This window comes from endosymbiont of Acanthamoeba sp. UWC8, from assembly GCF_000730245.1.
In the GTDB taxonomy this organism is placed as follows: domain Bacteria; phylum Pseudomonadota; class Alphaproteobacteria; order Rickettsiales; family Midichloriaceae; genus Jidaibacter.
Genome location: NZ_CP004403.1, coordinates 1,192,338 through 1,205,740 on the forward strand (window position 1 = coordinate 1,192,338; position 13,403 = coordinate 1,205,740).

10 protein-coding genes and 1 tRNA gene are annotated in these 13,403 nt (G+C 34.4%); 5 read left to right on the plus strand and 6 right to left on the minus strand.

Annotated elements, in window-relative coordinates:
- The first annotated feature begins 39 nt into the window (after nt 1–39).
- The gene (htpG, locus tag I862_RS05705) at nt 40–1,926 is read left to right on the plus strand and encodes a molecular chaperone HtpG (RefSeq protein ID WP_038539931.1); all 1,887 of its coding nucleotides are present in this window, start codon (nt 40–42) and stop codon (nt 1,924–1,926) included.
- Nucleotides 1,927–1,975: 49 nt separating this feature from the next.
- On the opposite strand, the gene I862_RS05710 is transcribed toward htpG, so the two are convergent.
- The 4 genes from I862_RS05710 to argS all read right to left on the minus strand — a co-directional run bounded on the left by I862_RS05710 (nt 1,976) and on the right by argS (nt 7,311).
- Nucleotides 1,976–3,226: a hypothetical protein gene (locus I862_RS05710; RefSeq protein WP_038539935.1), complete on the minus strand. Its 1,251-nt coding sequence runs from the start codon at nt 3,224–3,226 to the stop codon at nt 1,976–1,978.
- 250 nt (nt 3,227–3,476) lie between these two features.
- Complete coding sequence (locus tag I862_RS05715; RefSeq protein ID WP_038539938.1) at nt 3,477–5,132, minus strand: hypothetical protein; 1,656 nt, start codon at nt 5,130–5,132, stop codon at nt 3,477–3,479.
- 310 nt (nt 5,133–5,442) lie between these two features.
- Nucleotides 5,443–5,519: transfer RNA gene (locus I862_RS05720), tRNA-His, on the minus strand.
- A 76-nt stretch (nt 5,520–5,595) separates the two neighbouring features.
- Entirely contained in the window at nt 5,596–7,311 is a 1,716-nt protein-coding gene (gene argS / locus I862_RS05725) for an arginine--tRNA ligase (protein WP_038539940.1), read from the minus strand.
- A 153-nt stretch (nt 7,312–7,464) separates the two neighbouring features.
- Between argS and I862_RS05730 the strand changes: the two genes are divergently transcribed.
- The 3 genes from I862_RS05730 to I862_RS05740 all read left to right on the plus strand — a co-directional run bounded on the left by I862_RS05730 (nt 7,465) and on the right by I862_RS05740 (nt 10,853).
- Nucleotides 7,465–8,739, plus strand: a complete 1,275-nt coding sequence (locus I862_RS05730; RefSeq protein ID WP_038539943.1) for an MFS transporter — start codon at nt 7,465–7,467, stop codon at nt 8,737–8,739.
- Nucleotides 8,740–9,017: 278 nt separating this feature from the next.
- Nucleotides 9,018–9,563 (plus strand): hypothetical protein, encoded by a 546-nt coding sequence (locus tag I862_RS05735; protein WP_038539946.1) that lies wholly within the window; start codon nt 9,018–9,020, stop codon nt 9,561–9,563.
- Between the two features lie 270 nt (nt 9,564–9,833).
- Nucleotides 9,834–10,853 carry a hypothetical protein gene (locus I862_RS05740; protein WP_038539949.1) on the plus strand — a complete coding sequence of 340 codons (1,020 nt, stop codon included), beginning with the start codon at nt 9,834–9,836 and terminating at the stop codon, nt 10,851–10,853.
- A gap of 73 nt (nt 10,854–10,926) precedes the next feature.
- On the opposite strand, the gene obgE is transcribed toward I862_RS05740, so the two are convergent.
- Together obgE and pal are read right to left on the minus strand one after the other, a co-directional pair.
- On the minus strand, nt 10,927–11,913 hold the full coding sequence (obgE, locus tag I862_RS05745) for a GTPase ObgE (RefSeq protein ID WP_038539953.1): 987 nt from the start codon (nt 11,911–11,913) through the stop codon (nt 10,927–10,929).
- Between the two features lie 74 nt (nt 11,914–11,987).
- Complete coding sequence (pal, locus tag I862_RS05750) at nt 11,988–12,446, minus strand: peptidoglycan-associated lipoprotein Pal (protein WP_052646579.1); 459 nt, start codon at nt 12,444–12,446, stop codon at nt 11,988–11,990.
- A 218-nt stretch (nt 12,447–12,664) separates the two neighbouring features.
- On the opposite strand from pal, the gene I862_RS05755 reads away from it, so the two are divergent.
- On the plus strand, nt 12,665–13,381 hold the full coding sequence (locus I862_RS05755; RefSeq protein ID WP_084173809.1) for a lysophospholipid acyltransferase family protein: 717 nt from the start codon (nt 12,665–12,667) through the stop codon (nt 13,379–13,381).
- The last annotated feature ends 22 nt before the right edge of the window (nt 13,382–13,403 follow it).

Sequence of the window (13,403 nt, forward strand, 5' to 3'; positions counted from 1 at the left end):
TATATCATTTCTTGAAAATAAATTTTAATTGATATGGCTATGTCTCAAGAAATTAGAAAATTTGATGCCGAGGTCGGCAAAGTTTTACAACTTATGATTCACTCTCTTTATACCAATAAAGATATATTTTTAAGAGAATTGATTTCCAATGCTTCAGATGCATGCGATAAACTTAGGTACGAGTCAATAAATAATCCTGCCTTTGCTACTGAAGATGAGCTAAAAATTGAAATAATTATTGAGAAGCAAAGTGGTGAACTTGTAATTCGAGATAATGGTATCGGAATGGATAAGAATGATCTTATTCAAAACCTGGGAACTATTGCAAGCTCCGGCACACAAAAATTCCTTTCTAATCTACAGGATAAAAACTCTAAAGAAGGTTTACAGCTTATCGGGCAATTCGGGGTTGGGTTTTATTCCGCTTTTATGGTTGCAAAAAAAGTTAAAGTTTATTCTACTAAAGCGGGAGAGGATCAAACTTATGTTTGGGAATCGGAAGGAAGTGGGGAATATTCCATCTCACCTTCTGTAGAACCTAAATCCAGAGGCACTGAAATCAGGCTTACTATTCAAGATTCCGACATTGAATATTTAGAAAAATATAAACTACAATATATTATAAAAACTTATTCGGATCACATTTCTTTCCCTATATATCTGGTCGATGAGAATGCTAATTCGGAACTCGTCAACTCAGCTTCCGCACTTTGGACTAGAAGCAAGGGAGAAATCAGTGAGGAGCAGTATAAAGAGTTCTACCATCATGTAGCACATGCTCCTGATACTCCTTGGGTAACTTTACATAATAAAGCGGAAGGTGCGGTTGAGTATACCAACCTACTTTATATTCCGAGCCAAAAACCTTTTGATTTATTCCACCCTGACCGTAAGGGAAGAGTAAAATTGTATGTAAAGAGAGTATTTATCACTGAAGATGAACCAAATCTTATTCCTTCATATTTAAGGTTCTTGAGGGGAGTGATTGACTCGGAAGACTTACCGTTAAACATTAGCCGAGAAACTTTTCAACATAATCAAATTATAACAAAGATAAGAAAATCTATTGTAAAACGTGTATTATCTACGCTTAAGACTAAAGCTGAGCAAGAGAAGGAAGAATATAAGAAGTTTTGGCTTAACTTTGGCGAAGTTATGAAAGAAGGCTTATGTGAAGGGGCTCTCGAGGAAAAAGAACAGTTACTTGAAGCATGCCGCTTTTATACTACTAGATCAGGTGAAAACTTAATTAGCCTTGATGAATATATAAACAATATGCTTGACGGACAGGAACACATTTATTTCTTAACCGGAATTAGCCTGGAAGATTTGAGAAAAAATCCTCAACTGGAAGGCTTTGCCAAGCGTGATATTGAAGTAATTTTATTACCTGATTACGTTGATGACTTCTGGGTAAATGTAATTAATCAATATAAAAACAAAGAATTACGCTCAATTAATACGGCAGGAATTGATTTAGACAGCATTAAGAAGATCGAAGCATCTCAAGAAGAAAAAACACCTGATGCTGAGGATAGCTCCGCCCAAGCTAACGATGAAGAACTGGTTACTTATATTAAAAGCGTTCTAACCGATAGGGTTAAAGAGGTAAAAATTTCTAAAAAATTGGTTGATAGCCCGTCATGCCTAGCTATCCCGGAAGGAGCAATGAATATAAGGATGGAAAAATATCTAATTGATCAAAAACAACTTTCTAAAAAAACTGCTAAGATTTTAGAAATTAACCCGAACCACCCGATTTTAATTAATATTAAAAAGCTACTTGGCAGTGAAGGAAATAAAGCAGCTGATTTAGTAGAAATTATATTTAACCAAGCATGCTTAATCGCCGGTGAAGCTATGGATGACCCATACGCTTTCACTAAAAAAATAAATGAGCTTATTGCTAAAGCGGTATCCGCTTAATTTTATTATATTATAAAGCCCCTTTGATAATTACTACCAGGGGCTTTAGCTATATCCCCCTCTCAAGTATTTCTTCCAATTTTCTCTGCTGCTCCTGATTCATGTAAGAAGTACTGCTCGAAGAAGATGAGCTTGAATATGCATAACTGGTCGGAGAAGATTTAAATGTATATTCCAATTCCTCATCTATTTGTAGTTGCTCATCCTCATCACTTATTAATTTATCTTTATCTTTATCTTTATCTTTATCTTTATCTTTATCTTTATCTTTATCCTTACCTTTAGCTAATCTTCTATTCTCTTTCTTAAGTTGCTCTATATAACTGTATTGAGAAGCATATTTATCAAACATAGGTTGAATAACATAATGAGAAATACAATACAGCACGGCTGAGCTAGCTAAATAAACCGGCGGCACAGTAATCAGAGCGGTTGAATGAAGTAATGTAGAAGCTGTACATACAGCTTCTAATCCGACAACCAAATATTTTGATTTATATGTAGTATTCTCTAATTTTTCCAATTCTCCAAATTTTTCCCAAGTTCTATAAGCTGACTTACCTTGAAATGCAGCTAATGCTAAACCTAAGCCGGTACTAACAATATCACAACGGCTTGGAGCATTTTGAATTGCTTCTAAAACAATATCTTTAGTATTATATACCAAGTCCAATACATTATCGCCAAGTATGGGTTTTGCTGCAAGGTAGCTACTACTTAAAAAGCTGGAAGCTAGATTGAAAGGCGGAACTATATAGGTATCAAAACTTCTATACATAAGCATGGTAGCTGAGTGCCTAATTGCTGAAAAATTTACAAGTAAACTAAAGCTTAGTAAAGAAGTGGCAAAGCAATTTATAAAAAATTCATTTTTACAATCATTAACTATTGAAGTAGCAGTTCTATACTTCTCGCTAGCCTTAAATTGTTGATATAAATCCTTAACTTTGGGATAAGAATCAATCCTTTCGATTAAATTTGCGACGGATTTAAAAGCATTAGATAAAAACATAGGTTCTCCAATTGTTTCAGCTAATTGCTGTGCGTTAGTGTTTATTTCTTCTTCTAAGCTATCATTTATTGTATCTTCTCGGGCTCTATTATTCTCATACCAAATAAAATCCGATGAATCAAGAAATTCAGAACTTTCATTATGCTCAGCTTTTGGCTCACCTTCATGCCAAAACACCCCTGCACCATATACTGGAGTTTTATCAATTTTGGGCTCGGTTCTTTGTTTTTTTACAGTAATGCCATTTAAGTTTGGCGATAAAATCTTTCTTTTATTACTTTCTCTCATATTTCCCTCATAAAGCTATAATGTATTTACTATTATTAATAAAAAACAATCATAACCTTTTTATACTACATAAATATTACACTTGCGCTTTAAAATAAAAATATTTAATAAATATTACGTAAATTATTTCACTTATATTAACAATTAAAATACTAAACCATAAAAGATTTATATTTAAAACCAAGACAGCAAAAAAGACGCGGGATACTTTCCACGTGCTTTTTTTGTTGTCTGTATAGCTGCTAAAATATTATATGCCATTATCTATGGCATTACCGACCGCTCTACGAGCATCCTCAATTAATTTCGCACCGTACCCTCCAGATGGCCTCTTATTAAATCTACGAAGATGCTCTACCTGTTGTTGCACTTCTTGTAAGCGTTCTTGAGTACGTGCTAACTGATTACTAACTTCATTTAATTGAGCTTGAGTATTTATCCCTTCCTGCACAGAGCCCGCAATTATCATACCATTTAATACACCCTGAGCAAAAACTTCACTTCTTTCACCATAAGCTTCTAAATAATACTTTTTAGTTAAAGCTAACTCAGCTTCGGTTTTATTTAAAGCATTCCTGGCTTCATATGTTTTACCTTGCTCGGCATATAGCTGTTCTGCTTTATCAGCTGCATATGCCCCGGTATTTTCAAGTCTTTTGCTTAATCTTTCCGATTCATTTCTAAGCGTCGCTATTTTCTGATTACGCTCTTGAACTCTGCCCTGTTCAACATGTAATAACTCACCCTGCTTAGCTGCAAATGCCCCGGTATTTTCAAGTCTTTCAGCTAATCTTTCTGACTCTTTTTTAAGTGCCGTTGTTTTCTGATTGAGTTCTTGAACTTTAGCTTGCACAGCATGTACCTGCTCCGTCTGCTTAGCTGCGTATGCACCTGTATTTTCAAGTCTTTCAGCTAATCTTTCTGCTTTTAGCAGTTCAGAAAGCACTTCTTTTTTCATATTAACCAGAGAATTAACCATATAATAACCACCCGCCTGAGCTGCCATACAACATAATACAACTTCAGGAGTAAACGTATAAAGGCCGGTTGATTGTAAAGCAGTAACGGATGCAGCGCCCAGCTCGGCTAATGTTACTACATATTTGCTGAATCTATAATTAACACCTAATTTTGCTAACTCATTAAAATTTTTAAAAGTACTATATGCACCATATAATTGGGCACCGGAAATAAGAAGTCCACCGGCAGTTGCATAATTAAAACTAAAATTAGAAGATACGTAATTTTGCACAGCTGTTAAAGCTTGCTTTGGATCATAGAAAGCATCAACCGCATATTTTGCTATACTATTTACCGAATCATTAGCCATATTTATAATCGGCTGAGTATAAGATAAAACAGTATTATAGTATGGTTGAAGAGCAGTAGAAATTTCTACAGAAGCAGCATTTAAAATTGAAGTTGTTTGTGTATAAACATAATTATAAGCAATAACAGCTTTCTCTGCCGCATAGCTATAAATAGAGCTTGCTTGGGATAATGCATGGTTATAAACTACTCTTGATTGATACTTTAGATCATAATACGCAAAATTAAAATAATATAATGAGATAGCATTGGTAATTGCCGCATGAACAGTTAGACCACTTATGCCTTTAGCGATATTTCCAAGCCCATTTTTACCGAAAGCATCAAAAAGGTCATTTTTAGAGCTGTAAAAAATATCTTGTGCTTTTTCTCTTAAATCAATGCCATAATTTAATATACTATCATTATGTAAAGCAGTTCCTAAGAATGCTATAGTTGATGAGGCTATCGTTAAAGACGGTAATATTACAAGATCTTTGCCTATTAAATAGGTTGTACCTTTAACGAAGCTAAACCCGCCTCTAATCACATCGGCAGTTAGAGTAACCGGATTATAATTTCTAACAAAATTTCGCATAAAATTCTTCTCACTTAGGATTAAAACATTTAATCAAATGAATAACCTTTTAATTAACAGATAATCATAAAAAGGAATTTATCCACTTTTAAATTATTGGAAAACATTAAAATTATTCATTAACTTATGATCGGGATATTATAATCTATTATTGTTACAAAAATATTATCATTTAGAAGAAAAAACTAAATTATACTAATTTTTATTACATTATATTAATAAGATATTAAGAATAATTATTTTTAATAAAAAACATCAAGAATAACAAGATTATTCAATAAAGATCAAAAATTACAGATAAAAGAAAAAATGGGGCGAGCGACGGAGATCGAATCCGCGGCCTCAAGAACCACAACCTTGCGCTCTAACCAACTGAGCTACGCCCGCCATAAAAGATATACATATATATAACTTTATTTACTAATAAATCAAACCTTTTTTACAAAAAACCATATAGAACACTCTACATTTGTTCCAGTGCTGAAATTTTTAAGATACCAAGACCGGTTGCTAAGGTATTTTTGGCCGCTATAATAAGCGCAAGTCTTGCTTTAGTAAGCTCCACATTATCAGCAATAATAACTCTAAGCTTATCATCCTCAACTCCTCTTGACCAGAGCGAATGGAACTCATTCGCAAGCTCAGATAAATAAAAAGTGATTCTATGCGGCTCATGAGCTAAAGCTGAAGCTTCAATAATTTTAGGGAACAGCATAATTTGCTTAATCAAGTTTATTTCCCCCTTATCTTTTAGATGAGAATAATTTACTTGCTCAACTTTTATATTAGCCTCTGCTGCTTTTCTAAGCACGGAGCAGGCACGGGTATGAGCATATTGCACATAAAACACAGGGTTTTCCTTACTCTGTTCTTTAGCTTTAGCAAAATCCAAATCAAGCACGGTATCCGCTTTACGGCTAAGCATGACGAATCGTAAAATATCTTTGCCCACTTCTTCAACCATATCCTTAACGGTAATAAACTTGCCCGCACGCTTTGACATCTTAAACGGCTCACCGTTTTTAAGCAGGTTTACCAGTTGGTTAATTTTTACATCCAGGTTGATTTTGCCATCACTCAAAGCATTGACCACCGCTTTAATACGTTTAACGTATCCGGCATGGTCTGCTCCAAGCAGCAATATCAGCTCATCAAAACCTCTCTGTATTTTATCCAGGTGATAGGCAATGTCAGTTGCAAAATAGGTAAAGCTGCCGTTTGATTTCTTAAGCGCTCTATCAATATCATCCCCGAACTCGGTTGATTTAAACAATTCCTGCTCGCGCGGCTCCCAGTCATCGGGAGTTTTACCTTTAGGCGCTTCTAATATTCCGCGGTAAATTAATCCCTTGCTTTTCAATAATTCAAAAGCCTCTTCATTTTTATTTTTCTCAATGATATCAAAGCGCTCAGAGGTAAAGATATCATGCTCAACACCAAGCAATTTGAGATCATCCTTAATCAACCCCATCATAGCTTTTAACGCAAATTGTTTGATGACATCCTTTCTCTCCACTTCATCAGCAAAAAGTAGTTTATCACCGAATTCATCTTTTAGCTTTTTGCCGACTTCGACCAGATACTCCCCCGGGTAATATCCTTCCGGCATAGTAACATTTTCCCCTAAAGCTTCTTTATATCTTATAAATACTGATTCACCCAGTATCTCAATCTGCCCTCCGTAATCGTTTATATAATACTCCTTAGTAACATTAAATCCGGTAAATTCAAGAAGGCTAGCTAACGCGTCACCATATATAGCACTCCTGGAATGACCGATATGCATAGGCCCCGTCGGGTTAGCTGATACAAACTCAAGGCCTATCTTTTTCCCCCCTCCGATATTAAGCCTGCCGTATTCCTCGCCCAATTCAAGCACACTCCCGACTAAATTAGTCCAAAACCCGCTTTCTAAAAAGATATTGATAAAACCGGCTCCGGCAATCTCACATTTAACAATATCAGGGTGCTTCTTTAGTTCGTCTACTATTTCTAAAGCAATATCTTTAGGTGCTTTTTTGAGCTGTTTAGTTAAAATCATTGCAGCATTAGTTGATAAATCCCCATGCGTTTTATCCCTTGGATACTCCATTGAAATTGATTGCATATCAATTCCTGAGCCATACTTCATGGTTATAATCTGATGTAATTTTTCTAAAAACTGATTAAAAATATTCATAATTTACTTGCCTAGGGAATGATATGATTTGTAGATAGGTAAAATAATTTACAATGTCTATTAATTCAATCTAAAAACTATTATATTTAATCTATATTGACTAGCTGAGAATAAAACTTATATTTATTATCATTTTCGAATATATCAGTTTTCATGTTACTTAAAAAAATATTTAATAATAAAATTATTCGTGGCGCATATCTTGCTTGGTTTGCAGGTGCTCTTTTCTATTTTTATCAATATATTTTAAGGATCTCACCGGGTATAATGGTTGACCAGCTAACCCGGGAATTCAACCTTCGAGCCGAAGAATTCGCCACCCTTGGTGCACTCGGATTATTTGCATATTCAATATGCCAGATTCCTTTAGGGATTATTGTTGATAAAGTCGGAGTTAAGCGTACCGTTCTTGTTTCCATATTGCTTTGTATCACGGGAAGCTATTTTTTTGCCGTAGCACAGGAGTTTTGGGTTGCACAATTAAGTCGAGTGCTTATAGGTATAGGCTCGGCCTCTGCTTTTATGTGCGCTCTTAAAATTGTTGCCGATCATTTTCCTCCCGGGAAGCGGGCATTCTTAATGGGTGCTACACTCACTCTCGGTACTGTCGGAGCTTTAGTTTCAGGAAAAACTATAATTTATGTTATGGAAAATTCAAGCTGGCGTCATGTTTTATTAAATTCTACGCTTTTAGGCGGAGTTATATTTATAATTGCTTTAATTTTTATTACTAAAACCAGACAGACCCCTCACACTAAATTGAACAGGCACCCATTCCCTATAGTTTTAAAAAATGTAATAAAAATAATGAAGGATAGAAATATATTAATTTATGCAATCCTTGCCATAGGTCTTTATACTCCTCTTTCCGTGTTTACCGATCTATGGGGTATATCCTTTTTAAAGCAAAAATTTAATTTAAGCCAATCATCGGCAACCTATATAGCTTTAATGATGTATGTGGGCTTGAGCGTAGGTAGTTTAGTTCTGCCTTGGCTATCTGAAAAATACAATATTCTAAATATATCAATATTTAGTTGCGGATTTATTATACTTATTATCTTTTCATATTTATTATATGGCGCGCCTCTTTCGGAATTTTCACTTTCAGTACTATTAGTTGCTTTAGGATTTTTTTGCGGGGCGGAAATGATGTGCTTTACGGGCGCATTACAATTTTCCAAGCAGGAAAATTCGGGAGAAATTATCGGAGTAGTAAACACTCTTAACATGTTAGGCAGCGCTATTTTACAGCAGCTGATAGGTACCCTTCTCGACCTGCAATGGGATCAAACCTATAATTCTTATGGTAATCGGCAATATACGGCAGCTCAATTTATTAATGCTTTATCTGTTTTAACCGGAGTCTTAATTTTTTGCTGTATAATTTCATTTGCTTTGAAAAAAATTAAGGTTACAAGATTTTAAGTTACCATTACCTATAAAGATTCAATCACATAAGGCACTAGAGTAAAACTTAATCTTTAAGATTTCATATTATTTGAATTGCATTTTTAATCTCAATTTAATAATATGACTAATATGTTGTGATTTATGTTAATATATTAAAATTAAATAATAAATTAACTTATTTTACTCGCAATGGAGCCTGCCAAGACTCCCCTTTTCACTTCTTGGTATGCTATAAAAATAATAGTTTCCAAAAGTGCAATGGTTTTTTATAAATCGACTTAGGAGTGCTGATTATGAGAAAAATAAAAAATTTTGTAAAATATTCTAAAAGCTTTTTTGAAGAAAACAATATCCAAACCGGAATATTTTTTATATCTACTTCAGTTGCTATCGGCGCTTTTTTGGGTGGTAAAGAGTATGGTGCTCAATTTGCTGCTGCCGCCGGAACTGCGAGCAGCCTTGATGTAATATTAAAATATTTTGGCGTAACTGATTCTTACTACATAACAGCCGCTATGTTAGGTGTTATGGGCAGTTATCAAGATCATAGCCACACAAAAATCCATGTTCATGATACATTAATGAGCAATATGAAAGATAGCTCGTCAGTTCCTGATTTAGTTGCAAATATCTTTACTCAAGTAGACCTAATAAAACAAATAGGAACTGGTGCTGCTACCGGAATATTGGGAGCTTCTGCTTTCAGTTGGGGCTTGAACACTGTAAGCAATAACTCCAGCGATAAATTTTTACCTTATTCTGAGTCTCGCAAAACCATATTAAGTGAAGAAGATACAATTTATACCCACGAAGGAGCATCTGCACATGATGAAATATAATTAATAATAATTTTATATTAGCTTGTTACAACCAAGATAACTTTATGAGTTATTTTAGGTTGTAGCTTAAGCTATATTCTTTATTTAACCGAATAAGTTGTATCAAGATTCAAAAATAACTAAATATTACTTTATTATAAACAACCTTTTTTTCACTACAAATTTTTGCTATCTTATTCATTTTTAAACATCTTTAAAAAATAATTGACATATTTTTCTTGAGGAATAACATCAACTCGAACTCATATTAATTCCAATACGGAGGTACTTATGCCTAGACCTAAGCAAGTAGTATACGATACTGAGAAGCCGATCAAAGATATACCCTCAACTATAAAACAGAAAGCTAAAGACGGAGCGAATGCCGTCAAAGAATCTCTTAGAGATGTAAAAGATAGCATAAAAGAAACTGCGGAAGAAATTAAAAAGAGCCCCGCAGAAACCGGTAAGGATTTTAAAAGCGGCATTAAAAAAGTCGGCGAAGATATTAAAAAGATCGGAGAAGATAATGTAGAAGACTTAAAAATAACCGGAAAAGATACTATAGAGGTTATTAAAAATTTAAAAGATTCTGCTAAGGAAACCATTAAAAATAAATTAGAACCTGCCAAAAAAATTGCGGATAACTGGACGAGCGACAAAGAGGAAAGAACAGAAGATTGCTTTAAACTTATAAGTGACAACGGTATTACTTTATGCAATCCTTATAACAATAATACCAAAATTGATTCATATTCAGCTATCGGCAGTATTGGAAGGTATAATCCTTTAACTGAAAAAGATACGCTTGATTACTGTATAAAAGCATTTGAAAAGAAAGATGCAGTTGATTGCAGTAAAATAAGTGAGTTTTTAAGCAATTTACCGATCAATGAAATTACGAGCTTTATCAATGGCCAAGCACAATGCCTTAACGGATATAAGGACATCATAAAAATTCCAACTAGCGTGGAAGCTTTTTATTCTATAGGAAAAACCATAGGAACAAGTGATAACATACTCGGTGATTGCCAAGTAATTATTAGAGATATTAATCCTAAGGAAGGTGATAAAATTGATTTCTCTAAGTTCAGCAGTAAAACCTTTAGCGATCTTAGATTTTATGATGGCACTATGAATAAACTCCCGTTAAAAGCAATAGATATTTATGAACCTGAAGCTACCCCTAAGTGTTTAGTAGGTATTTATAATTATGATGCAAATACCATACCGGAATTAACATCTGATATGTTTGTAATTGCTCCTGCCCCTACTCCTATGCCGACTATTCATATTCATACTGAATTGTAATTTCACTTTTTGATTAAAAATTAGTAAAACTCCCTTAGCTAAAATTCGGGGAGTTTTTTATCAGCAGGTTTATCTATGTGTTAATAAGCAAAGTTTTAAGCTTGCGAAGTATAGGTTCGATACCTATTTTAGCAACAGCGGAACAGACTAATACTTCTTTACCCGTCAATTGCTCTAATTGGTTTTGCTTTACTTCTATTTCCTCTTGAGAAAGGGTGTCTGATTTATTTAAGGCAATAATTTCTATTTTAGAAGAAAGGTCATTAATATAATTTTTTAATTCTTCTCTAATAGTTTGATAGGATTCTACTACATCTTCCCTTATATCAATTAAATGCAATAAAACCGAACATCTCTCAATATGTTTTAGAAATTTATCACCCAATCCATGCCCTTCACTCGCGCCCTCAATAAGGCCTGGGATATCAGCAATAACAAATTCATCCAAATCTATATATACCACACCTAATTGCGGCTTAAGAGTAGTGAAAGGATAATCGGCGATTTTCGGCTTAGCTTGGGTAGTAACTGATAAAAAAGTTGATTTTCCGGCATTAGGCAACCCAACTAACCCTACATCCGATAATAGCTTTAATTTAAGCCATACTGCTATCTCATCTCCTTCCGCACCCGGTATAGACCTTTTAGGAGCCTGGTTAACGGAAGATTTAAAAACTGCATTACCTGCCCCCCCTCTTCCTCCTTTAGCTATTATATAGCTTTGGTTCGGTTCGGTAAGATCGGCAATTAAGGTTTGACCGTCCTGCGCAAAAACTTGTGTGCCTACAGGGACATTAAGAATAAGATCTTTACCGGATTCACCGGTACAGTTTCTTCCTCTTCCCCCTTCCCCGCGTTCAGCTTTAAAATGCTGTTTATACCTAAAATCAATAAGGGTGTTAAGCCCCGGAGTAGTAATAAAAACTATATCTCCGCCTTTGCCGCCGTTGCCGCCGTCAGGCCCTCCGAATTCAATAAATTTTTCTCTTCGAAAGCTAACTGCACCATTACCTCCGTCACCCGCTTTCAGGTAAACTTTTACTTCATCAATAAAATGCATTATATACCAAAAAATAAAAAATAAAAAAGAGCTGATAAGATAATCAACTCTTCTCTTATATAACGAAAAAATTACTATTTTACAACAGTAACTCCTCTTCTGTTTTGGCTCCAAGAAGCTTCTTCATTACCCATAACTGCCGGACGCTCTTTGCCGTAGCTAACGGTAGTAAGTCTACTTGATTCAATTCCGAAACCGACTAATTGGTTTTTAACTGAATTAGCTCTTCTTTCACCTAAAGCCATGTTGTATTCTCTGGTTCCGCGTTCATCGCAGTGACCTTCTATTATGAAATTCAGATCCGGATGAGCTTTCATAAGCTCAGCTTGTCTGGCAAGCACTTCCTTACCTTCCATTGTCACATGAGAAGAATCGTATTCAAAGAAAACTTTGTCGCCGATTTTATTTTGCAGTTCATCACATACGGAAGAATATCCCGCACCTGAACCTGTTCCTGCCCCACTTCCTGTTGTTTTATGGCTACATGCTGTAACAAGAAGCAACGAGAATGCAGCTATCATTAATTTTGTCATTTTCATTTAATCAAAGGCCTCCTTACCTTTTAGTATAAAATAGTTAAGAATATATGAAAATTCTTTAGGATTTTTAATGCCTATATATAATAAGTACCATTATAAAAAACTATGGTCAAACAGTTTTGATTTTTTATAGTTTTTGTTTAATTAAAAAATTGAATAACTTGGCTATATGTTGTAATTATTCTACAGCATATAATTTATACAAATTCTAAATGCAAATTTTAAGATCAGCTGTATTTCATATATTTATCACCTTTTGGACGATGTTTATATTCACCTTCCTTTCCCCTTTACTTCTTACCTTCAACCCAAAAGCGGTAACGATTATAGGCCTGGTATGGGCTAAAGTAGTGCTTTTAGCTTTAAAAATAACTTGTAAATTAAGTTATGAAGTAAGAGGGAAGGAAAATTTGCCGCAGGCTCCTTATATAATAACCTCAAAGCACCAATCAACTTGGGAAACCGTATTTTTAACCGCATATTTTAAAGACGCAAAATACATTTTAAAAAAGGAGCTGACCAGAATTCCTTTTTACGGGTGGTATCTACTGGCAAGCGGCATGATATATATCGATAGAAGCTTAGGTTTCAGTGCAATAAAAAAAATAGTTAAAGATACCACCATATCTTTAAAAAAAGGTAATATAATAATAATTTTCCCTGAAGGCACTAGAGTTGCACCCGGAGAATCTAAAGAAATTCAACCTGGGGTAGCGGCTATTCATAAGCATAACAAGCATATTCCTATTGTACCGGTTGCTTTAAATTCAGGAATGTTTTGGCCTAAAGGGTTGAAAGTAATAAAACCTGGGAAAATTATAATTTCTTTCCTTCCTCCTTTAAACGAAGAGTTGGAAAAAGGAGAGTTGTTGAAAAAATTAAAAGAAAATATTGACTTAGAGAGTAATTTACTGGCAAATTCTAAGTAATATGAATACGAAGGTAAAATAA